At 64.2% G+C, this 20354-nt stretch carries 23 protein-coding genes and 2 pseudogenes; 20 read left to right on the top strand and 5 right to left on the bottom strand.

Annotation, left to right across the window (positions count from 1 at the left end):
* Positions 1–11: 11 nt before the first annotated feature.
* Positions 12–1399 (bottom strand): annotated as a pseudogene (locus tag AWY79_RS12940) (phenylacetate--CoA ligase family protein).
* Positions 1400–1714: 315 nt separating this feature from the next.
* Here AWY79_RS12940 and AWY79_RS12935 point away from each other — a divergent pair.
* The 6 genes from AWY79_RS12935 (at position 1715) to AWY79_RS12910 (ending at position 6893) form a co-directional block, all read left to right on the top strand.
* Positions 1715–2302, top strand: a complete 588-nt coding sequence (locus tag AWY79_RS12935; protein WP_066804669.1) for a nitroreductase family protein — start codon at positions 1715–1717, stop codon at positions 2300–2302.
* A gap of 32 nt (positions 2303–2334) precedes the next feature.
* Positions 2335–2709 carry a ribosome silencing factor gene (gene rsfS / locus AWY79_RS12930; protein WP_078063772.1) on the top strand — a complete coding sequence of 125 codons (375 nt, stop codon included), beginning with the start codon at positions 2335–2337 and terminating at the stop codon, positions 2707–2709.
* Between the two features lie 14 nt (positions 2710–2723).
* Positions 2724–4256 carry a 2,3-bisphosphoglycerate-independent phosphoglycerate mutase gene (gpmI, locus tag AWY79_RS12925; RefSeq protein ID WP_066807227.1) on the top strand — a complete coding sequence of 511 codons (1533 nt, stop codon included), beginning with the start codon at positions 2724–2726 and terminating at the stop codon, positions 4254–4256.
* Positions 4256–4498 carry a hypothetical protein gene (locus tag AWY79_RS12920; RefSeq protein ID WP_199533819.1) on the top strand — a complete coding sequence of 81 codons (243 nt, stop codon included), beginning with the start codon at positions 4256–4258 and terminating at the stop codon, positions 4496–4498. The genes gpmI and AWY79_RS12920 overlap by 1 nt, the downstream gene beginning before the upstream one ends.
* A gap of 471 nt (positions 4499–4969) precedes the next feature.
* Entirely contained in the window at positions 4970–6421 is a 1452-nt protein-coding gene (locus AWY79_RS12915; protein WP_233490922.1) for a methyl-accepting chemotaxis protein, read from the top strand.
* Positions 6422–6515: 94 nt separating this feature from the next.
* A complete protein-coding gene (locus AWY79_RS12910; protein WP_066804654.1) occupies positions 6516–6893 on the top strand; it encodes an OsmC family protein in 378 nt (125 codons plus the stop codon).
* An 80-nt stretch (positions 6894–6973) separates the two neighbouring features.
* On the opposite strand, the gene AWY79_RS12905 is transcribed toward AWY79_RS12910, so the two are convergent.
* Positions 6974–7873 (bottom strand): DMT family transporter, encoded by a 900-nt coding sequence (locus AWY79_RS12905; protein WP_066804648.1) that lies wholly within the window; start codon positions 7871–7873, stop codon positions 6974–6976.
* 4 nt (positions 7874–7877) lie between these two features.
* On the bottom strand, positions 7878–8537 hold the full coding sequence (locus AWY79_RS12900; protein ID WP_066804647.1) for an LOG family protein: 660 nt from the start codon (positions 8535–8537) through the stop codon (positions 7878–7880).
* A 175-nt stretch (positions 8538–8712) separates the two neighbouring features.
* Here AWY79_RS12900 and AWY79_RS12895 point away from each other — a divergent pair, with 175 nt between their 5' ends.
* The 4 genes and pseudogenes from AWY79_RS12895 to miaA all read left to right on the top strand — a co-directional run bounded on the left by AWY79_RS12895 (position 8713) and on the right by miaA (position 12324).
* Positions 8713–10320, top strand: a complete 1608-nt coding sequence (locus AWY79_RS12895) for an MBL fold metallo-hydrolase RNA specificity domain-containing protein (protein ID WP_066804645.1) — start codon at positions 8713–8715, stop codon at positions 10318–10320.
* 3 nt (positions 10321–10323) lie between these two features.
* A complete protein-coding gene (gene rsmD / locus AWY79_RS12890; RefSeq protein ID WP_066804641.1) occupies positions 10324–10884 on the top strand; it encodes a 16S rRNA (guanine(966)-N(2))-methyltransferase RsmD in 561 nt (186 codons plus the stop codon).
* On the top strand, positions 10872–11399 hold the full coding sequence (gene coaD, locus AWY79_RS12885; protein ID WP_066804638.1) for a pantetheine-phosphate adenylyltransferase: 528 nt from the start codon (positions 10872–10874) through the stop codon (positions 11397–11399). Before rsmD ends, coaD begins: the two co-directional genes overlap by 13 nt.
* Positions 11396–12324, top strand: a pseudogene (miaA, locus tag AWY79_RS12880) (tRNA (adenosine(37)-N6)-dimethylallyltransferase MiaA). The gene coaD and the pseudogene miaA overlap by 4 nt, the downstream one beginning before the upstream one ends.
* On the opposite strand, the gene AWY79_RS12875 reads toward miaA, so the two are convergent.
* Complete coding sequence (locus AWY79_RS12875; RefSeq protein ID WP_066804630.1) at positions 12325–12813, bottom strand: SixA phosphatase family protein; 489 nt, start codon at positions 12811–12813, stop codon at positions 12325–12327.
* Between the two features lie 194 nt (positions 12814–13007).
* Between AWY79_RS12875 and AWY79_RS12870 the strand changes: the two genes are divergently transcribed.
* Complete coding sequence (locus tag AWY79_RS12870) at positions 13008–13886, top strand: hypothetical protein (protein WP_233490921.1); 879 nt, start codon at positions 13008–13010, stop codon at positions 13884–13886.
* Positions 13879–14781 (top strand): hypothetical protein, encoded by a 903-nt coding sequence (locus AWY79_RS12865; protein ID WP_066804625.1) that lies wholly within the window; start codon positions 13879–13881, stop codon positions 14779–14781. Before AWY79_RS12870 ends, AWY79_RS12865 begins: the two co-directional genes overlap by 8 nt.
* Before the next feature lie 72 nt (positions 14782–14853).
* Here AWY79_RS12865 and tatA read toward each other — a convergent pair whose 3' ends face one another.
* A complete protein-coding gene (tatA, locus tag AWY79_RS12860; RefSeq protein ID WP_199533818.1) occupies positions 14854–15054 on the bottom strand; it encodes a twin-arginine translocase TatA/TatE family subunit in 201 nt (66 codons plus the stop codon).
* Positions 15055–15286: 232 nt separating this feature from the next.
* Here tatA and AWY79_RS12855 point away from each other — a divergent pair, with 232 nt between their 5' ends.
* The 8 genes from AWY79_RS12855 to ilvB all read left to right on the top strand — a co-directional run bounded on the left by AWY79_RS12855 (position 15287) and on the right by ilvB (position 20345).
* On the top strand, positions 15287–15667 hold the full coding sequence (locus AWY79_RS12855) for a hypothetical protein (RefSeq protein ID WP_066804623.1): 381 nt from the start codon (positions 15287–15289) through the stop codon (positions 15665–15667).
* A 13-nt stretch (positions 15668–15680) separates the two neighbouring features.
* Positions 15681–16463 carry a hypothetical protein gene (locus AWY79_RS12850; protein WP_066804619.1) on the top strand — a complete coding sequence of 261 codons (783 nt, stop codon included), beginning with the start codon at positions 15681–15683 and terminating at the stop codon, positions 16461–16463.
* Positions 16464–16478: 15 nt separating this feature from the next.
* Entirely contained in the window at positions 16479–17159 is a 681-nt protein-coding gene (locus AWY79_RS12845) for an HAD family hydrolase (protein ID WP_066804616.1), read from the top strand.
* Between the two features lie 86 nt (positions 17160–17245).
* A complete protein-coding gene (locus AWY79_RS12840; RefSeq protein WP_066804613.1) occupies positions 17246–17554 on the top strand; it encodes a YggT family protein in 309 nt (102 codons plus the stop codon).
* A gap of 21 nt (positions 17555–17575) precedes the next feature.
* Positions 17576–18079 (top strand): DivIVA domain-containing protein, encoded by a 504-nt coding sequence (locus tag AWY79_RS12835; RefSeq protein ID WP_066804610.1) that lies wholly within the window; start codon positions 17576–17578, stop codon positions 18077–18079.
* A 25-nt stretch (positions 18080–18104) separates the two neighbouring features.
* Positions 18105–18401 carry a DUF167 domain-containing protein gene (locus AWY79_RS12830; RefSeq protein ID WP_078063771.1) on the top strand — a complete coding sequence of 99 codons (297 nt, stop codon included), beginning with the start codon at positions 18105–18107 and terminating at the stop codon, positions 18399–18401.
* Positions 18402–18422: 21 nt separating this feature from the next.
* Positions 18423–18650 (top strand): DUF465 domain-containing protein, encoded by a 228-nt coding sequence (locus AWY79_RS12825; RefSeq protein ID WP_066804596.1) that lies wholly within the window; start codon positions 18423–18425, stop codon positions 18648–18650.
* Between the two features lie 3 nt (positions 18651–18653).
* Positions 18654–20345 (top strand): biosynthetic-type acetolactate synthase large subunit, encoded by a 1692-nt coding sequence (gene ilvB, locus AWY79_RS12820; RefSeq protein WP_066804593.1) that lies wholly within the window; start codon positions 18654–18656, stop codon positions 20343–20345.
* The last annotated feature ends 9 nt before the right edge of the window (positions 20346–20354 follow it).

Genomic DNA, 20354 nt, shown 5'->3' with positions numbered 1-20354 from the left:
TATCGGCTGGTTTAGCCCTTGTTGCGGTTGTCGATGATCCGCTTGGCCTTGCCCATGGAGCGCTCGATGGACTTGGGCTCGACCAGTTTGACCCTGGCGGTGACGCCGAGGAATTCCTTGATGTTCTTCGTTACCTTTGATTCCACACGCTGTAAACTCTTGATCTCGTCGGAGAACAGGGATTCGTTGACCTCCACCTGGACCTCCAGGGTGTCGAGGTTGCCCTGGCGCTCCACGATGAGCTGGTAGTGCGGGGTGAGGCCTTCGGTCTCGATGAGGATGGACTCGATCTGGGACGGGAACACGTTGACGCCCCGGATGATGAGCATGTCGTCGGAGCGGCCGGTGACGCGCTTCATGCGGGCCGTGGTGCGGCCGCATTTGCACGGGGTGGTGTTCAGGGTGGTCAGGTCGCGGGTCCGGTAGCGGATGAGCGGGATGCCTTCCTGGTCAGGGGATGCACTGGTCTCAGTCGCGCTGTGCTCGCGGGTGCGGTCAGCATCCGGTAGCGGATGAGCGGGATGCCTTCCTTGGTCAGGGTGGTGAAGACCAGCTCGCCTTCCTCGCCCGGGCCGACGGGTTCGCCGCTCACCGGGTCGATGGTCTCGGCCAGGAAGTGGTCCTCCTGGATGTGCAGGCCGTCCTGGGCCTCGGCGCACTCGATGGCCACGCCGGGTCCCATGACCTCGGACAGGCCGTAGATGTCGATGGCCGTGATGCCGAGCTTCTTCTCGATCTCCAGCCGCATCTCGTTGGTCCACGGCTCGGCCCCGAAGATGCCGATGCGCAAGGGCAGATCGCGGATGTCGATGCCCATCTCCAGGCCGGTCTCGGCCAGGAACAGGGCGTAGGAGGGAGTGCAGCAGATGACGTCCGGCGCGAAGTCCTTGAGCAGGATGACCTGCCTGCGGGTGGCGCCGCCGGAGATGGGCACCACGGTCGCGCCCAGGGCCTCGGCCCCGTAGTGCGCGCCCAGGCCGCCGGTGAACAGGCCGTACCCGTAGGCGTTGTGCACGGTGTCGGCGGCGGAGGCGCCTGCGGCCATGAAGCAGCGGGCCATGAGCTGGCCCCAGTTTTCGATGTCGCGGGCGGTGTAGCCGACCACGGTGGCGGTGCCGGTGGTGCCGGAGGAGGAGTGGATGCGGACGATCTGGTCCTTGGGGACGGCGAACAGGCCGAAGGGATACTGGTCGCGCAGGTCCTGCTTGACGGTGAAGGGCAGCAGGGTGATGTCCTTCAGGCTCTTGATGTCTTGGGGCTTGACCCCTTTCTCGTCAAATTTCTTTTTGTAGAACGGGACGTTGGCGTAAACCCGTTCACACAGCGCCTTGAGCCTGCGCAGCTGGATCGCCTCCAGCTCCTCCCTGGGCAGGGTTTCGTTCTTCACGTCGTAGATCATCCTTCAACCTCCTTGGGCGGCCTGTAATCAGCCATGGTGTGCATATGAAAAAACCACGGTTCCGTAAGCCCGTGGTCTCCTTAAAGGCATCATTCCTGCGCCATGAATCTTCCACGAGCCTCCTACAGAGAGCCCGTAAACCAGGAAAAGCGCGAGGATAGGTATTGTTGCATAGACGAAAGACTGCCCCATGTTCCAGGGAGCGTCAAGGGGTTTGTGCCCGGCAACCGGCTGGTCGCGCCCCTTCGGCCGTGTTGCGGACCGGTCCAAAGTGCATTACACAATGAGCGATCGGCAACTAACAATGGAGTGAACATGACGCTAAGGGAATTGGTTGAGCAAAACAGGACGCGGCGTAAATTCGATCAGTCGAAATCCATCCCGGCCGGCGATCTCGTGGAGCTGGTCGACATGGCCCGGTTCGTGCCCACGGGCATGAACAAGCAGCCGCTCAAATACCTGGTGACCACCGACCCGGAACAGTGCGCGCAGATATTTCCGCTGCTCGGCTGGGCGGGATATCTCAAGGATTGGGCCGGCCCGGACGAAGGGCAGCGGCCCACGGGCTACATCGTCATCGTCCTGGACAAGGAGATCGCCGAGACGCCCGGCTGCGACCACGGCATCGCCGCCCAGACCATCATGCTCGGTGCGGTGGAAAAGGGGCTCGGCGGGTGCATCATCGCCACGGTCAACCGGGGCAAGCTGGGCCGCATCTTCAACCTGCCGGGCCGGTTCGAGATCCTGCTGGTCCTGGCTTTGGGCATTCCGGCCCAGGAAGTGGTCGTGGAACCGCTTCCCTCCGACGGCAGTATCAAGTATTGGACCGGCGAGGACGGCAGACACCACGTGCCCAAGCGTGGGCTCGACGAGGTGCTCCTGGCTCGTTACCCCGAAGAATAATTTCGATTCATCACCAAAAACAAGGAAGTAATTTGCTAAATAAGGAAAAGAAATTCAAAGAGATGGAGAGCCCTGAAAAGGCCCGTCTCGTGGCCGGTTGGTTGGATGACAAGCAGGCGGAACGGATCTGCGCCATGAACGTGGCCGGGATGACTTCGGTCACCGACGTGGTCATCGTGGTCTCGGCGCGCGGCGTGAAGCATGCCCAGGCCCTGGCCAGCCATGTGCTGGAGATGGCCTCCGAGGAGAACGTCGAGTTTTTGAGCATGGAAGGTCACAAGACCGGCGAGTGGGTGCTCCTCGACCTGAACGACGTGATCGTGCATGTCTTCCTCGACGAGCTGCGCGAATTCTACAACATCGAAGGGATGTGGACCGAGGCGCCCCGCATCGAACTCGACGCCTGATGGACGACAGACACATGGCCGAACCCAAGAAGACCCTGTTGCTGATTCTCGACGGCTGGGGCATCGCCCCGGACGGCGCGGGCAACTGCGTACGCAACGCCGCCACCCCCCATCTCGACCGGTTCCTGGCCGACTATCCCTCCACCCGGCTGACCTGTTCGGGCCGCGCCGTGGGGCTGCCCGACGGATTCATGGGCAACTCCGAGGTGGGCCACATGAACATCGGCGGCGGGCGGATCATCTACCAGGACATGACCCGCATCGACATGGCCATCGAGGACGGCTCCCTCAAGGAGAATCCCGCCCTGGTGAAGCTCATGGACCGGACCGTGGCCGGTTCGGGACGGCTGCATTTCATGGGGTTGATCTCGGACGGCGGGGTGCACAGCCATCTCAACCATCTCTTCGCGCTGCTCGAAATGGCCAAGGCCCGGAACATCCCCGAGGTCTTCGTGCACGTCTTCCTGGACGGGCGCGACACCGGCCCCACCAGCGGACTGGGCTACGTCGGGCAGCTGGCCGACAAGCTGGCCGAACTGGGCGTGGGGCGCATCGCCACGGTCAGCGGCCGGTTCTGGGCCATGGACCGGGACAAGCGTTTCGAGCGCGTGGAAGTGGCCTACCGGGCGCTGGTGGACGGCGACGGCGTGGTCATCGACGATCCTCTGGCCGCCATCCGGGCGTCCTACGACGCGGGTGAGAACGACGAGTTCGTCAAGCCCTCCGTGGTCAGCGGCGTGGACGGGCGGCTCAAGGACGGCGACGGCCTGTTCTTCTTCAATTTCCGGGCGGACCGCGCCCGGGAGATCAGCCGGGCCGTCTTCGATAAGAATTTTAAAGAGTTTTCGCGCAGCCGCGTGCCGGACCTGGCCGGATTTGCGACCATGACCCGGTACGAGTCCTCCTTCCCCATGGAAACCGCCTTTCCGTCCGAGAGCTACGACAACACCCTGGGCGAATTCGTCTCCGCAAGGGGCATGAACCAGCTGCGCATCGCCGAGACCGAGAAATACGCCCATGTGACCTACTTTCTCAACTGCGGGCGCGAGGAGCCGTTCCCCGGCGAGGACCGGGTGATGATCCCGTCCCCGCGCGAGGTGGCCACCTACGACCTCAAGCCGCAGATGTCCGCCGACGAGGTGGCCGACACCCTGATCGCCAAGTGGGGCGAATACGACCTCTGCGTCTGCAACCTGGCCAATCTCGACATGGTCGGCCACACCGGGATCATGGGCGCGGCCGAACAGGCGTGCGTGACCGTGGACGGCTGCGTGGGCCGCATCGTGGACAAGGTCCTGGCCGACGGCGGGCGCGTGCTGCTGACCGCCGATCACGGCAACGCGGAGCAGATGCTCGCCGCCGACGGCACCCCGCACACGGCCCACTCCACCAATCCGGTGCCCCTTGTGTATATCGAGAAAGGGTGCGAAGGTGCGGTCCTCGAAGAGGGCATCCTCGGCGACATCGCCCCGACCGTCATCTCCCTGTGGGGGCTTGAGCCGCCTGCGGAGATGACCGGCAAGAATCTGATAACAAAGGGAAAATGATGGCGGAAAGCAAAAAACCCCTGACTCCGGTCAAGCCTGCGGCCATGGAGATGATCTTCCTCTACCCCTGCCCGCATTGCAGCCGCGAGGTGCCGCTCATCGCGCCCTCCCGGCCCGCCATGGCCCAATGCGACGCCTGCCGCGAGAACTTCCCCATCGTCCCGGTGGACGACCGGACCATCCGCTATCTCAAGCTCATCCTGGCCGGGGGCAAGGCAGGCATCGATCCCGACTTTCTGTAGACCGGATACATAATTGACTGCGAAGGTCGGTTGCGGTGGGATCGCCCCTCGCGACCGGCCTTTTTCTTGTTCGCACCCCGGCATCCGGTCCAGGGACGTGCGGAAATCGGTTCGCCCGTCAATGGTGGCCCGGCTTTTGCTAAATTCACAGCTCCGGTTTTCAAGTAAATATGGGGAACAAGTGAAACCATGAAGGAAAAGTTCAACTATCTGGCGGTGATTTTTAGCGTCCCAATGGTCTTGGGCGCGTTTGTGGCCTTGACGCCGTCCGTGGCGGCGGCGGGTGAGGTGACAATTCTGTCAGCCCTTGGTGACGTCGGACCGTTGGGTCTGGGGTTGCTGGCCCTGGTTCTGGCAGGGGCGTGCTGGGGCTGCTGGTTTCTGACCGCCCGCACTATCCATAACAAATATAGCACGTTGACGAATCTCTGCAGGCTGGCCGCATCGGGCAGGAGGGATTTGGAATTCCCCATGGCGGGAAGTGACAATTATGGCAAGCTTTCTGAAAGTCTGAACCTGATTGTCAATTACATTGGCGAGTTAGAAAATCGAGCCGAAAAGGCCGAAAGTGTAGCCGCCGAGGCCAAGGCCCAGAGCGCCGAGGCCCGCAAGCAGGCGGAGCAGGCGCGCAGGCAGGGCGAGGCCGCCCGTTGCGAGGGGCTGCTCTCCGCCGCCGGGACCCTGGAGCACTCGGTGCAGTCCATCCGCAGCCATTCGTCCGTTCTGGACGCGGCCTCGGCCAAGGCGCGCGACGGAGCCGCCGAGCAGCAGCGGTTCATCTCCGAGGCCGCCTCGGCCATGGAGGAGATGAACGCCGCGGTCAGCGAGACCGCCGCCAGCGCCAGCGCCGCCGCCGAGGACGCCGAACAGGTCATGTCCCTGGCCGAATCCGGTTCGGCCGTGGTCACCCGGACCCAGGAGTCCATCAGTGCGGTGTCCCGCAACTCGCAGTCCCTGGTGGAGTCCGTGGCCGGTCTGGGGGCCCAGGCCCAGGGCGTGGGCGCCATCATGGGCGTCATCTCGGACATTGCCGATCAGACCAACCTCCTGGCCCTGAACGCGGCCATCGAGGCGGCCCGCGCGGGCGAGGCCGGGCGCGGTTTCGCCGTGGTCGCCGACGAGGTGCGCAAGCTGGCCGAGAAGACCATGGACGCCACCCGAGACGTGGGCGTGGCCATCGAGGGCATCCAGGCCCAGGTCTCCCGGACCATCGACGGGGTCAAGGACATGGCCGGGCTGGCCGACGAAGCCGCCGGGCTGGCCCGCGAATCCGGTGCCGCCCTGGAGGAGATCGTGACCCATTCCGGCACCAGTTCCCAGCGCATCAGCGCAATCGCCGCCGCGTCCACCCAGCAGTCCGTGTCCTCCGAGGAGGTCACCCGGACCATCTCCGCCGTGCACTCCATCTCCTTCGAGACCGACAAGGGCATGGCCGAGGCCGCCGAGGCCGTGGTCGAGCTGTCCGCGCGCGTGGAGGAGCTGGCCCTGATGACCGGCGTGTTCCGCACCGTGGGCAGCGGCAAGGTCCAGGAGATCATCGGCCGCATGGCCGGGGCCGCCGGGGTCCAGTCGGGCGAGCGGTCCCGACAGGAGGAGATCATGCGCAGGGCGCTCAAGGAGAACGACTTTCTGGAGCTGCTCTACATCACCGACGCCCGAGGCGTGCAGACGGTCAGCAACATCGGCGGCAAGGTGTCGGGCTATGCCGAGGACGCCTCGGCCTACGGTTCCGAGTGGGGCGCACGCCCCTGGTTCCGGGGGGCCATCGACAACCGGACCTTCTACGTCTCCGACGTCTACACCTCGTCCGCGTCCGGGCGGGAGTGCATCACCGTGTCCGGTCCGTTCTTTTCGCCTTCCGGCGAGGTCCTCGGCGTCATCGCCGCCGATGTGAGCGTGACCACGGGGGGAGGCACGGCCTAGGCCGAGGGATTTCAATGGGCCATGCGCGGTTGCGACCGGGGTGTAAGGGTGGTAGGTCATTGGTCCCATCCAAAGCCAACCACGAGGTCTGATCATGATCACCACCAAGAGCGGGAAAGCGAATTTCCTGACGGAATTCACGGACGGCACCCATACGGGCGTGTGCGACGCTCCCGAGTCCAAGGGCGGCGGAGATGCCGGGTTCACGCCGCTGGGGTTGCTGGAGGCGTCCCTGGCCGCATGCCTGAACATGACGCTGCGGGTCTACGCCCAGGCGCACGATATCGAACTCGGGTCCGTGGAGACGTTGGCGACGCTCACCCCGGGCGAGACCGGCTCGACCTTCGAGTACAGCGTGAAACTGCCCGATACCCTGAGCGACCGGGACCGGAAGCGGGTGCTCGCGGCCCTCAAAGGCTGCCCCATTCACGGCCTGCTCAACAAGCCCATCACCTTTGCCTTGAAGGACTGATTTCGATTCCCCGTCCCTTTGGGCGGCGGAGAACGGCGCGCGGCTTCGGCCTGCGCGCCTTTTTTCGTCCGGGGGGCGGGTCAGCGCTTTTGGGGGCCGTACTGCATGAGGAGGTTGCCGCCGATGATGAAGGCCAGGCCCGCCACGGTGGCGGGGTGGATGGTCTCGCCGACCAGGAAGTGGATGAAGACCAGGGAGAGGAAGGGCGAGAGGAAGATCAGGTTGGCCACGCGGGCGGTGCCCCCGCCGTCGGGCTGGGCCGCGTATTTCATGGCCGTGAGCCACAGGGCGAAGGTGATGCCCATCTCGAACAGCCCGACGTAGGTGGCGGAGAGCAGGGGCGCGGGTTCCAGGGGCGGCAGCTCCGAGAAGAGCAGGGTGGCCGCCAGGATGAGCGGGAAGCCGGTCAGGAAGCTCAGGAGCAGCCCGGCCATGGGGTGCGCCTTGCTGCGGGTGTTGAATATCCAGTAGAGCGCCCAGATCACGGTGCTGCCGAGCGCCAGGCCCACGCCCTTCAGGCTGGAGAACTCCATGCCGAGCAGGTTGCCGTGGGTGGAGATGACCACCACGCCGAAGTAGCTCAGCAGGATTGCGCCGAGGTCCCTGAGGGAGAGCTTCTGGCCCAGCAGGGGCACGGAGAGCAGGGACAGGGTCACGGCCCAGGTGTAGTTGATGGGCTGGGCCTCCTGCGCGGGCAGCAGGTCGTAGGCCTGGAACAGGATCACGTAGTACAGGAACGGATTGATCGCGCCGAGTCCGGCGCAGCGCAGGGTCTCCTTCCGTCCCATGCGGGTGATCTCGCCGAGCTTGCCCCGGGCTGCGAGGATGGCGGTCAGGGCGAGGATGGAGACCCCGCAGGCGACCAGCAGCAGTTGCAGGGGGTCCAGGGTGCGCAGGGCGATCTTGAAGGCCGAGGCCACGGTGGACCAGATGGCCACCGTGGCCAGGCCGAAAAGAAGCGCTTTGCGGCGGTTGTTCACGGGATTAGACGATGACGTGCTTCTTGATGTGGCTGACGACCTGGGCGATGTCGTCGGTGACGATGAACAGGTCCAGATCTTCGGCCTTGCAGAACTTGTTGGTCACCATCTGGTCGCGGAACCAGTCCACCAGTCCGCCCCAGAACTTGGTGCCGAAGAGCACGATGGGGAACGGCTTGATGCGGTGGGTCTGGATCAGCACCAGCGCCTCGGACAGCTCGTCCAGGGTGCCGTAGCCGCCGGGCAGGGCCACGTAGGCCAGCGCGTACTTGATGAACATCAGCTTGCGGATGAAGAAGTAGCGGAACTCGCTCTTCACGTTCATGTACGGGTTGTTCTGCTGCTCCATGGGCAGGTGGATGTGCAGGCCGATGGACTCGCCGCCGTTCTCGAAGGCGCCCTTGTTGCCCGCCTCCATGAGGCCGGGGCCGCCGCCGGTGATGATCGAGAAGCCCGCGTCGGACAACGCCTTGGACAGCTCCACGGTCTGCTCGTAGAGCGCTTCGCCGGGCTGGACGCGCGCCGAGCCGAACATGGACACGGCCGGTCCGATCTCCGAGAGATTCTCGAAACCGTCCACGATCTCGGACATGATCTTGAAGAGCCGCCAGGACTCGTGGATGGAAAGGTCGTCTATGAGGTACTGCTTGGAACGGTGAATCATTGGTTCTCCTGTCTTGCTTGTGATAAGGCAGAGGTTGCCTGAGCCCGGTTTATGGGGCATGTAGTCGTGGCGGCGGATGCAGGTATTCCGCCGACTGCTTCAATACACTGATTTCTTTCCTTCCGAAAGCGGATTCTGCCCGCGGCCGGAGCGGAACCCAACGCGAGGACACTGTATGAAAATCACCTTCATGGGCGCGGCCCGCACCGTCAGCGGGTCCTGTTACATCCTGGAGTGCGGCGGCAAGCGGTTCGCCGTGGATTGCGGCATGCACCAGGGCAACAGGGAAATCGAGAAACGAAACCGGAACATCGACGACTACAACCCCAAGAAGATAGACTTTATCCTGATCACCCACGCCCATATCGATCACTCGGGCCTGCTGCCCGCGCTGGTGGCCAAGGGATACAAGAATCCCATCTACTGCACCGCCCCGACCCGCGACCTCATGGAGATCATGCTCCTCGATTCCGCGCACATCCAGGAAATGGAAGCGGAATGGTCCAACCGCAAGCAGAGCCGTACCGGCGGGGCCATGGTCAAGCCGCTGTACACCATCGCCGACGCCGAGAACACCGTGCCGCTCCTGGCGACCGTCGAATACTCCAAGACCTTCGAGCCCGCGCCGGGCATCCGCGTGACCTACAAGGACGCCGGGCACATCCTCGGCTCGGCCTTCATCGAGATAGACTACGAGCAGGACGGCAAGGTCACCAAGGCCGTGTTCTCCGGCGACCTGGGCCGCCCGGAGCAGCTCATCGTCAAGGACCCGGTGGACATGGAGCACGCGGATTACCTCTTCCTGGAGTCCACCTACGGCAACCGCAACCATGTGGACGAGAAGGGCAGCCTGGACGAGCTGGCCGAGGCCATCGCCTACAGCTACGGCAACGGCGAGAAGGTGGTCATCCCGGCCTTTGCCGTGGAGCGCTCCCAGCAGATCATCTACTCCCTGTTCCTGCTCAGGAAGCAGGGCAAGCTGCCCGAAGACATGCCCGTGTACCTGGACAGCCCGCTGGCCATCCGGGCGACGGAGATTTTCCGCAAGCATCCGGAATATTTCGATGAGGCCACCCAGGAGCTGATCCGCAACGGCGAGAATCCCCTGGACCTGCCCAACCTGCACTTCACCGAGTCCCGCGAACAGTCCCAGGCCATCAACGAGACCCACGGCCCGGCCATCGTCATCTCGGCCAGCGGCATGGCCAACGCGGGCCGCATCAAGCACCACCTGCGCCACAACCTGTGGCGTCCGGGGGCGAGCGTGATCTTCGTGGGCTGGCAGGGCGTGGGCACGCCCGGCCGCAAGATCGTCAACGGGGCCAAGAAGATCACCATCTTCGGCGAAGAGGTGCTGGTCAAGGCCAAGGTCTTCACCATCAACGGCTTTTCCGGCCACGCCGGGCGCGACGAACTGCTCGACTGGCTCGGCACCATGCAGGGCCGTCCCACCAAGATCCTCCTGGTCCACGGCGAGGCCGAGGTCCAGCAGGAGTTCGCCAAGCTCATCAAGGAGCGGTTCGGCTTCGATGTCCACATCCCCGAATACCAGGAGGTATTGGAGCTGGAGCCGGGCAAGGAGCTGGAGCCCGTGGTCGATATGGAGGTCGCCCGTCCGCGCGTGGACTGGGATTTCCTGTTGGCCGATTCAGAGAACCTTTACGACGAGCTGAAGCGCCGCGTCGTGGACGTGGAGCGCCGTCCCTGGGTGGACCAGGCAGAGCTGCGCGACAAGCTGCTCGACATCAACCGGCAGATCGTGGAGCTGGTCTCCGAGATGTAGCCCATGCGGATCGTCGGAGGACAATACAAGGGCCGCAGGATCCTGACCAGCGAAGGCCCCGGCTACCGGCCCGCCACCATGAAGGTGCGCGAATCGATCTTCTCCATGCTCACGGCGCGGGGCGTGGTCTTTGCCGACATCCGGGTCATCGACATGTTCGCCGGTTCCGGCTCCCTGGCCCTGGAATGCCTCAGCCGGGGGACCGAGACCGCGTGGTTCGTGGAGAAGAGCGCCAAGGCCGCGGCCCTCATCCGCCGCAATCTGGCCGACCTCAAGGTGGACAAGCGGTACGCCAGGGTGGTCTCCAAGGACCTTTTTGGTGTATTGTCCAATCGTCCGGACCAGCCGTTCGATCTGGTGTTCATCGATCCGCCCTACGGAAAGGACCTGCTGGTCCCGGCGCTGACAAAGGCGCTCGAGAACGGATGGATCGCGCAGGGCGGGCTGGTCCTGGCCGAGGTGGAGACCTCGGTGACCGCCCCGGAGGACGGGCCCATCGCGAAAATGGAATTGCTAACTGACCGGGAATACGGTCAAACCAGGATATTGTTATGGCGAAATTGAACCCCAGGCTGGCGGTCTATCCCGGCACCTTCGACCCCCTGACCATGGGCCACGTCGGTCTGGCCCGCCGGGGACTGAACGTCTTCGATACCGTCATTCTGGCCGTTGCCCAGAGCACGCCCAAGAAGACCCTGCTCACCGTGGGCGAGCGCGTGGCCCTGGCCAAGGAAGTATTCCGCGACGAACCGAGGGTCCTGGTCGAGCCGTTCGACTGCCTGCTCATCGACTACGTGGAGAGCCGGGGGGCCGGGACCATCATGCGCGGCCTGCGCGCGGTCTCGGACTTCGAGTACGAGTTCCAGATGGCGCTCATGAACCGCAAGCTCAAGCGCGAGATCGAAACCGTGTTCATGATGACCGACTTCAAGTGGATGTATCTCAGCTCCACCATAGTCAAGGAAGTGGCCCGCTACGGCGGCGACATCCGGGGGCTGGTCCCCGGCCCGGTGGTCACGGCCCTGTCCGTGAAGTACGGCGTTTCTCCCGACGAATGGGGCTTCAACCACGCCCTATGAGCGCACGGCCTCCCATAGTCTGTCTGGTCGGTCCCACCGGCACGGGCAAGACCGCTGCGGCCATCGCCGTGGCGGAGCGTTTGCCCGCCGCGGTGGTCAACTTCGACTCCCGCCAGGTCTACCGCGACTTTCCGGTCATCACGGCCCAGCCCGACGAGGAGGAGCGCGCGGCCTGCCCGCATCATCTCTACGGCTTCCTGCCCACCGAGGAGAAAATGACCGCCGCCCGGCTCAAGGAGCTGGCCGAGGGCAAGATCGAAGAGATTCGCGCCCAGGGACGGTTGCCCATCCTGGTGGGCGGCACCGGCCTGTACCTGCGTTCGCTCCTTTCCGGCATTGCGCCCATCCCCGAGATCCCGGAGGACGTCCGGCGGGGGTGCTGGCGCGCATCGAGGCCGAAGGGCCGCAGGTCCTGCACGCGGAGCTCGCGAAGACCGACCCGGAGTACGCGGCCAAGATCCATCCCAACGACACCCAGCGCAACGCCCGCGCCGCCGAGGTCTACCTGGCCACCGGCAGGAACATGACCTGGTGGCACGGCGAGAGCGAGCACGCCCCCGCGCCCTACGACGCCCTCAAGGTGGGCATGCGCATCAGTCTGAACGCCCTTGAGCCGCACCTGGCGCGCCGCATCGGGATCATGCTGGAGCGGGGGGCGCTGGACGAGGCCAGGGCCGCCTATGCGCGCTGCCCGGACCCGGACGCGCCCGGCTGGACCGGCATCGGCTGCGCAGAGCTGCTGGCCTTCCTGCGCGGCGAGACGACCCTGGAGGAGGCTCGCGAGCGGTGGGTGAAGAACACCAGGGCGTACGCCAAGCGGCAGATCACCTGGTTCAACAAGGAAGCGGACGTCCATTGGTTCGCGCCCGGCGAGAACCGCGAGGTGGCGGACCTGGTCGTGTCCTGGCTGGCGGACCGGGGCTGATCAGTTCCCGGCGATGACGCCCAGCTGGGCCGGAGTCAGGGCCCAGTTCAGGGTCCCGGCAGTCTGTCCGGGCTCAAGGCAAATCTGCATCAGCCCGCCGTTCTCGATGGCGATGTCCAGTACCTTTCCATGGGCCAGCATGGCCGAGGCCAGCGCGCCCAGTGAGGGCAGGTGGCCGGTGATCAGGATTGACTTCATATCGCTGTATTCATTGATAAAGTCGAGCGTTTCGGCGGTCGGCGTCATGGCCTTGACCGTGTCCGTGACCACGATCTCGTCCACCGGATAGCCGGTTTGGCGGGCCATGATCTCGGCGGTCTCGCGGGAGCGGTCTTTGGGGCTTGCCACCACCAGGTCGAAGCGCAGGCCGAGCCTGGCCGCCGCGCGGCCGGACTTCTCCACCTGCTCCCGGCCGACCGGGCTCAGGGGTTGTTGTTCGTTCAGCTCCTTGGACAGGCAGGCGCCGTGCTGCATGAGGTGGATAAGCATGTCTCGCTCCGTGGGTTGTTGGCCGATTCCCGAAAGGTAGCACCCGGCCCGCGCTCCGGCAAGCGGGTTGCAGAAATCCGGCAACCGCGATACACCCGGTGATGCCCCGGCCATCTCGGCCTGCGGCCGTTGAAACAGTTCAGGAAAACCAACACATGCCGTTTCGAATATTTATTCCCATCATATTGTCGTTCATGATTTTTCCCTTCCAGGCCCAGGCCTTCGAAGGGCTGGTGCAGACCACCGACGAGGGCGGTTCCATCGCCTGGGGCAACGGAGAGGTCTCCGTGGTCCGGTCGGTGGAGGGCGCGGCCGCGGACGAATCCGATCAGGCCCTGTCCCCCATGGCCGTGCGCAAGGCCGCGACCCAGGCGCGCAAGGAACTGCTGGACATGGTCCTGTCCGTGCGCATCGACGGCCACCAGACCGTGGGCGCGTTCCTGTCGGGCGACAGCGACCTGGCCGCCCAGGTGCGCGGGCTGATCCAAAACTCCCTGTTCCAGGGGCCCGGCCTCTACGAGGAACAGGGCAAGGTCCGCGTGTCCGAGCGGTTCCGAGGCCCCCTGGCCGAACTGGTCCTGCCCGTCACCATCCAGTTCCAGAGCGGCATCCCGCCCAAGCTCTCCACGGCCACCTCCCAGAACGTGGACATGCCCGGCAACGCGCCGGAGCAGGTGGGCGGCGGCAACCGGGGTTACACCGGCGTGGTGGTCGACGCCCGGGGGCTGAAGATCACCCCGGCCCTGGCCCCGATCATCTACGGCCAGGACGGGTACGGCGCGTACGGCACCTTCCAGGTCAGCCGGACCAATGCGGCGGAAAAGGGCGTGGCTGTCTACGCGGTCGACGACGACCCCAAGGTTCTGCAGGAGCGGGTCGGGTCCCGGCCCCTCTCCGTGCGCGCCCTGAGCGCCTACGGCTCGTGGCGGACCGACATGGTCATCTCCGCAGCGGACGCCCGGCTGGTGCGGGCCATCGTCAAGTCCGGCCCCATCGCGGACGGATGCAGGGTGGTCATTCTGGTGGACCGGCCCGAACAGCCCGAACAGCCCAAGGGAGAAGGGGATGCGTAAGACGATTTTTCTGATGGCGGCGACCCTGCTGCTGGGTGCGGCGACCGTGGCTCTTGCGGGCCAGGTGCAGGTCTTCGAGCCCATGGCCGAGGGCATGACCCAGCGCGGGCTGCGCGAAAAGGCCCAGGCTCAGGGGTACGGCCAGGCCGTGCTGGAAGAGGCCAAGGCCATGCTCCCGGGATCGCTCGGCGAATCGCGGGAAGCGTTGCTCAAGGCGTATTTCGTGGGCCACGCCAAGCCGTTCATCCAGGGCTACAAGGTCCTTTCCTCGCAGGATTTCGAGGACGGCCTGAGCCTGAGCCTGGACGTCCGGGTGGACCGCCGGACCCTGCGCGATTCCCTCAAGTCCATGGGGCTGATGGAGACCCTGGCCGCGCCGCTGTCCGCGTCCGTGGCCTGGCCGCAGGATCTGACCGAGGAGGAACAGCAGCAGGTGCGCGACCTGGTGGCCCTGACCAACATCGAGCCCGCCGAGGGCGCGTCGCCCGCCGTGGTCCTGGAGCGCGGCTCGGACAAGGGGACCTGGAAGTGCCGCCTGACCTGGGACGGCCAGGAGTGGATGGGCATCAACCAGGACATGGCCGAGGCGTGGTTCACGGTCTGGCCGAGATATTTCGACCGTCCGCGCGAGCGGGCCGCCGGGACCGGGGGCGAATCCCTGGCCGTGACCGGCTGGTTCTCGCCCGACGGCGTCCTGGAGTTCGATCGCGTGCTGCGCGGCTGGGATTCCGCCGTGCAGGACGTGGAGCTGGCCGAGATGGACATGCAGCCCACCGGCGCCGGGGCCACCTGGACGGTCACGGTGGTCAACCGCGACCGGCTGAACATGCTGCTCAACGCCTTCCTGCCCCAGCGCGGACTGAGCTTCCGGCTGGCCGGGCAGCACAAGGAATAACCCGCTTTCCAGACACCAAAAAAGCCCGGCTGCGATGCAACCGGGCTTTTTTTGTTCCGTCGGGAAGGGGGTCTAGCTTTCCTTCTTCTCGTCTTCCGAAGCGCTGGATTTGGGGGTCACGTCGATCTCATCAGGCTCGTTCGTGGCCTTCTTGAAATTGCTGATGGCCTTGCCGATGCCGCCGCCGATTTCGGGCAGCTTTTTCGCGCCGAAGATGACCAGAACGATCACCAGAATAATCAGAAGTTCCCAAACGCCGAGTCCGCCGATCATATATTGCCTCCAATTGAGTGAATGACTTCAGGATTATTTGACGTAAGTGGCTATACACCCACCGTCAGGCCCAGTCAAGAACGGGGCTTCATTTACCCGGATCGGCCCCGGCGGGCAAAGGTCGGTTTATCTTTACAATTGGTTGCGCGGGACTTACACATTGCCCATCGACAATCGGAATCCGGTCCTAGGCCGGTTTCGCGATTGCCAACGCATTGAACCTGAGACGAGAATGGGCAAGATCACCCGGCTGCCCGGCACGAATTGCCGGCACCACATGAACGGACGCTGTTTCTACGAGGAGTGGCTCAATCCCGGTTACACCCAGTCCTGGCGCTGCCAGGTCACGGCCCGCTGGGAAGCTTCCTTCGACGAATTTCTGAGCCGCGCGGAGTATTTCGGCGTGGCCGAGGACGCGGTCCCCGATCTCTGGGGGCGGCAGTTCCAGCGGCTGGCCCGCGACCGTTTCCATTGCGGGATGTACACCTACCGCCAGGGCGCGCCCTCACCGGGCTGCGCCCATCATCTCGATGGGGTCTGCGTCATGGGGCTGCCCCGGTGCGCCGGGCGCTGCCGCCACTTTGGACCGATCACCGACGACGAACAGAGCTAAGGAGCCAAAGCACATGCTGCTGTCATTTCCCTACATGCACCCCGAGCTGTGGTCCGGCGACGACCTTCCCGGACTGACCTTTTTCGACCCCGGCCTGGAAGACGAGCCCGCGGGCAATTCGTTCCGGCCCGAGGGGCTGCCGCTCGATCCCGCCACCGCGCGGGCGCTGATCAACGATTGCATCAGCTTCGGCGAACAGTTCAAGGACCCAGGCGAGATGGCCTATTTCGGCGCGGTCACCGCCGACGACTTCTACGAGGGGTCGTCCATGTCCATCCAGGCCCAGCTCTCCCGCCAGTTCGCCGACGGCCAGGGCGGTAAGGCCGAGCGCGAGGAGCGCGAGGCCCGTTCCAAGGCCCAGTTCGTGCTGCTCCTGGCCTGGTTCTTCGAGGAGCGCATCCTCGAACTGGCCGGGCTGGAGGAGGGCGTCCGAAACAGCTGGGACGCCATGGACGAGACCCTGGGCAAGGACGAAGAGGACAGCCTGGGCGAGCGCGAGACCGAGTTGGGCGAGACCTTCAGCCACACGGGCGGCGCGTCCGACGGCCAGGAGGTCCAGCTTCCCTGGCAGCGGGTCATCGAGGCGCTGCCCGCCTTCCTGCCGGAAGACGCGGAGCTGGTCTGCGCAGACCCCGAGATATTCGAGGCCTGGGAAGAGTACGGCATCGAGTTCAAGGAGGACGGGGAAGGGCGGCTGACCGCCACCGCGCCCGCCTGGAGATTCGGTTGCCGACGCAGGGAGCCGCAGTCCATGCCCGTGGCCCTCAAGTCGCTGACCGTCGAAATCCTCAAGTAATTCCGGAGTGTTTACATGGCGATTGCCAACCCGATGATGAATCCCCGCCTGCTGGAGGGCCTCAAGACCGTTGTCTTTGACAATGACGGGGTGCTGATTGATTCCTACGAGGCCAACATGCGCTATTACGGCACCATCCTGGAGCAGCTCGGGCTGCCCCCCATGGATGACGCCCAGCGGTATTTCGTCCATTCCCGAACCCACGACGAGGCCGTGCGCCACATCGTGCCGCCCGAGCTGCTGAAGCGGGCCTTCGAGATCGGCTCCGGCATCAGCCAGGCCGACTTGGCTCCGTGGTTCAAGCGCTCTGACGGCATCCGCGAATTTCTGGAGTGGCTGCGCGCGGCCGGGTTCAACCTGGCGGTGAACACCAGCCGGGGCTCGTCCATGCAGCTGGTCCTCAAGCTGACCGACCTGGAGGGGTTCTTCCACCCTGTGGTTACCTCCTGCGACGTGGCCGAGCCCAAGCCCCACCCGGAAGGGTTGTTCCGAATCATGCGCACCCACGGGGTGCGCCCGGACGAGGTGGCCTACATAGGCGACTCCATCGTGGACCAGAAAGCGGCCCAGGCTTCCGGGGTACGCTTCTGGGCGTATCGCGACATGGGGTTGCAGGCCGATGTGCACATCGACAGTTTCTGGTCCATCCGCGCGGCCATGCAGCGGTGCTACAAAGGGCTCGCATCCGCGTATTAAGACTTGATTCTTGCTATCCCGTGTGCGAAATTACCAACATTGAGATTACTGGCGAGCATTGACAGCTCAGCCGTTTTGGAGGCCTCATGGACCTGATCGTCCAAGCAATCGCGACAGTTCTCGACTACGTACTCACCGCCTATCTCTGGATCGTCATCATATCCGCTCTGTTGTCCTGGGTGAACCCGGACCCGTACAATCCCATTGTGCGCTTCCTGCGCGGCGTGACCGAACCTGTCTTTTACAAGGTCCGCAGCTGGATTCCCTTTGCCGTTGTCGGCGGTTTCGACCTTTCGCCCATTGTCGTCATCCTGGCCATCCAGGTGTGCAAGATCGTGGTCGTGGGCAACCTGTACCGGCTGGCCTTTTCCATCGGGTCCGGCATGACCATGTAGTCAACCTTCAGGAGGAGCGCGATGACGGTTTCCAAGATCGATTTGCTGAACAAGCAGTTTTCCAAGTCCGTGCTCGGCTATTCGCGAACCGAGGTGGACCAGTTCATGCTTGAACTGGCCGAAGTCCTCGGCGACGCAGCCGACGCACACAAGGAGATGCGCAAGAAGATCAAGAGGCTGGAAGCCGCGCTCAAGGAGTATCGTCAGCGCGACGAGACCCTGCGCGATACCCTGATGTCCACCCAGAAGATGGTGGACGACCTCAAGGTCGCGGCCTCCCGCGAGGCCCAGCTGATCCTGGACGAGGCCCGCGCCAAGGCGGACGACACGGTCCGCAAGGGGCACAACCGGCTGGCCCAGATCCACGAGGAGATCGAGTCGCTCAAGCGCAGCCGGACCCAGTTCGAAGTCCAGCTCAAGGGGATGCTCAACGCCCACCTGGAGATGCTGGAGCGGAGCGACCCGGAACGGGACAAGGTCGAGGAGATCGAGTCCAAGCTCAAGTACCTGAAGAAGGTCGAGTAGGACGGGGGAGCGTATTTCACGTCCAGTGTTCGCAAGCCGTGAGGAACCGGGGTGGGGCCTCGATGTATGGGCGCAGCCGGGCGCGAAGAAGAATGAGGTCGCGGGCGAATACCAGGGGTGCCTGAAGGTCCGCCTGAGGGCCCCGGCGGTGGACAACAAGGCCAACAAGGGCCTCATTGCCTACATCGCGACTTTGTTGGGATTGAAAAAAAGTCAGGTCGTCATCGCCTCCGGACACACCAACAGGAGGAAGCACCTGACCTTGAATACAGCGGGAGAGCCGGACTGGGGAAGTCTTCTTTCAGGCGTTTCACCGCGTTAACCTTGTAAAAAGGAGTTGCACATGGAAGCCAATGACCTTGAACTCATCGAGAAGTACGGGGCCGAAGACACGCAAATCAAGGCTCTGTGGGACCAACATATCACGTACGAAAAGATGCTGGATAAGCTCGAGTCCAAGTCCTATCTGTCGCCCACCGAGACGCAGGAAGTGAAGGAGCTCAAGAAGAAGAAGCTGGCAGGCAAGACCACGTTGCTGGGCCTGCTCGACAAGTACCGTCAGGAGGCTTAGCAAATGAAGTTGACCGGGGCCCAGATCCTGTTGAAGTGTCTGGAAATGGAAGGAGTTGATGTCATGTTCGGTTTCCCCGGGGGAGCCGTGATCGACATCTATGACGAGATACCCAAGTCGTCCGTGGAGCACATTCTGGTGCGTCACGAGCAGGGCGCAATTCACGCCGCAGACGGTTACGCCCGCGCCACCGGCCGGGTAGGGGTATGCCTAGTCACCTCCGGCCCCGGCGCCACCAATACCGTGACCGGAATCGCGACGGCCTATGCCGACTCCATTCCGGTGGTCATTTTCACCGGTCAGGTGCCCCGGGCCCTGATCGGCAATGACGCCTTCCAGGAAGTGGACATCGTCGGCATCACCCGGCCCTGCACCAAGCACAACTACCTGGTGCAGGACATCGCGGACCTGGCTTCGACCATCAAGCAGGCCTTCTACCTGGCCCGCACCGGCCGTCCCGGCCCGGTCCTGGTGGACCTGCCCAAGGACGTCCAGCAGCAGGTGGCCGAGTTCAAGTACCCGGAAGAAGTGTCCATGCGCAGCTACAAGCCGACCAGCAAGCCGCACATCGGCCAGGTCCGCAAGGTGGTCAAGCTGCTCAAGAAAGCCAAACGGCCGCTCATCTACAACGGCGGCGGCGTGATCACCTCCGGTTCCCACGAGGAGCTCACCTGGCTGGCGCAGAACCTGCGCATCCCGGTGACCTCCACCCTCATGGGGCTGGGCGCGTTCCCCGGCGACGACGAGCTGTTCCTGGGCATGCTCGGCATGCACGGCACCTATGCCGCCAACATGGCGGTGAACAACTGCGACCTGCTCCTGGCAGTGGGCGCGCGGTTCGACGACCGCGTCACCGGCAAGGTGGACACCTTCGCGCCCAACGCGACCATCGTGCACATCGACGTGGACCCGACCTCCATCCAGAAGAACGTCTCGGTGCACGTCCCGCTGGTGGCGGACTGCAAGCCCGCCCTGGCGGCGCTCAAGACCGAGACCGAGGGCACCCTGGCCGAGTTCGACTGGGCCAAGGACCACAAGGAGTGGGTGGACAAGGTCCAGGGCTGGGCCAAGGAGCATCCCCTGACCTACAGGGACGAATCCGAGTCCATCAAGCCGCAGTACGTGGTGGAGAAAATTTACGAGATCACCAAGGGCGACGCCATCATCGCCACCGAGGTGGGCCAGAACCAGATGTGGGCGGCCCAGTTCTACAAGTACACCCGGCCCAACACGCTGCTGACCTCCGGCGGCCTGGGCACCATGGGGTACGGCTTCCCGGCGGCCATGGGCGCCCAGCGCGCCTTCCCGGACAAGCTGGTCATCGACATCGCGGGCGACGGCTCCATCCAGATGTGCATCCAGGAGATGATGACCGTGGTCTGCAACAAGCTGCCGGTCAAGATCGTGATCCTGAACAACGGCTATCTCGGCATGGTCCGCCAGTGGCAGGAGCTGTTCTACGAGAAGAACTACTGCGCCACCTGCATGGACGCCCAGCCCGACTTCGTGAAGCTGGCCGAGGCCTACGGTGCCGCCGGTTTCCGGGTGACCGAGAAAAAAGACGTGGAAAAGACCCTGCGCGAGGCCTTCAAGGTGGACAAGCCGGTCATCGTGGACATCCGCGTGGAAAAGGAAGAAAACGTCTATCCCATGGTCCCGGCCGGAGCGTCGCTGACCGAGATGCTGTTGGTCTAGGAGGTCCAT

The organism is Pseudodesulfovibrio indicus (assembly GCF_001563225.1).
Taxonomy (GTDB): Bacteria; Desulfobacterota; Desulfovibrionia; order Desulfovibrionales; family Desulfovibrionaceae; genus Pseudodesulfovibrio; species Pseudodesulfovibrio indicus.
The sequence above is the reverse complement of the archived record's forward strand: the minus strand, read 5'-3'. Positions and strand labels throughout refer to the sequence as shown.

What these genes read in the sequence shown, in the direction of transcription:
- coaD (WP_066804638.1), top strand. Translation starts at nt 10,872, where the DNA reads ATGGCGAAATTGAACCCCAGGCTGGCGGTCTATCCCGGCACCTTCGAC.
- AWY79_RS12840 (WP_066804613.1), top strand. Translation starts at nt 17,246, where the DNA reads ATGGACCTGATCGTCCAAGCAATCGCGACAGTTCTCGACTACGTACTC.
- AWY79_RS12875 (WP_066804630.1), bottom strand. Translation starts at nt 12,813, where the DNA reads ATGCTTATCCACCTCATGCAGCACGGCGCCTGCCTGTCCAAGGAGCTG.
- AWY79_RS12935 (WP_066804669.1), top strand. Translation starts at nt 1,715, where the DNA reads ATGACGCTAAGGGAATTGGTTGAGCAAAACAGGACGCGGCGTAAATTC.
- AWY79_RS12845 (WP_066804616.1), top strand. Translation starts at nt 16,479, where the DNA reads ATGGCGATTGCCAACCCGATGATGAATCCCCGCCTGCTGGAGGGCCTC.
- AWY79_RS12920 (WP_199533819.1), top strand. Translation starts at nt 4,256, where the DNA reads ATGGCGGAAAGCAAAAAACCCCTGACTCCGGTCAAGCCTGCGGCCATG.
- AWY79_RS12855 (WP_066804623.1), top strand. Translation starts at nt 15,287, where the DNA reads ATGGGCAAGATCACCCGGCTGCCCGGCACGAATTGCCGGCACCACATG.
- AWY79_RS12870 (WP_233490921.1), top strand. Translation starts at nt 13,008, where the DNA reads ATGATTTTTCCCTTCCAGGCCCAGGCCTTCGAAGGGCTGGTGCAGACC.
- ilvB (WP_066804593.1), top strand. Translation starts at nt 18,654, where the DNA reads ATGAAGTTGACCGGGGCCCAGATCCTGTTGAAGTGTCTGGAAATGGAA.
- AWY79_RS12850 (WP_066804619.1), top strand. Translation starts at nt 15,681, where the DNA reads ATGCTGCTGTCATTTCCCTACATGCACCCCGAGCTGTGGTCCGGCGAC.
- AWY79_RS12915 (WP_233490922.1), top strand. Translation starts at nt 4,970, where the DNA reads ATGGCGGGAAGTGACAATTATGGCAAGCTTTCTGAAAGTCTGAACCTG.
- rsmD (WP_066804641.1), top strand. Translation starts at nt 10,324, where the DNA reads ATGCGGATCGTCGGAGGACAATACAAGGGCCGCAGGATCCTGACCAGC.
- AWY79_RS12825 (WP_066804596.1), top strand. Translation starts at nt 18,423, where the DNA reads ATGGAAGCCAATGACCTTGAACTCATCGAGAAGTACGGGGCCGAAGAC.
- AWY79_RS12895 (WP_066804645.1), top strand. Translation starts at nt 8,713, where the DNA reads ATGAAAATCACCTTCATGGGCGCGGCCCGCACCGTCAGCGGGTCCTGT.
- AWY79_RS12835 (WP_066804610.1), top strand. Translation starts at nt 17,576, where the DNA reads ATGACGGTTTCCAAGATCGATTTGCTGAACAAGCAGTTTTCCAAGTCC.
- AWY79_RS12865 (WP_066804625.1), top strand. Translation starts at nt 13,879, where the DNA reads ATGCGTAAGACGATTTTTCTGATGGCGGCGACCCTGCTGCTGGGTGCG.
- AWY79_RS12910 (WP_066804654.1), top strand. Translation starts at nt 6,516, where the DNA reads ATGATCACCACCAAGAGCGGGAAAGCGAATTTCCTGACGGAATTCACG.
- AWY79_RS12900 (WP_066804647.1), bottom strand. Translation starts at nt 8,537, where the DNA reads ATGATTCACCGTTCCAAGCAGTACCTCATAGACGACCTTTCCATCCAC.
- tatA (WP_199533818.1), bottom strand. Translation starts at nt 15,054, where the DNA reads ATGATCGGCGGACTCGGCGTTTGGGAACTTCTGATTATTCTGGTGATC.
- gpmI (WP_066807227.1), top strand. Translation starts at nt 2,724, where the DNA reads ATGGCCGAACCCAAGAAGACCCTGTTGCTGATTCTCGACGGCTGGGGC.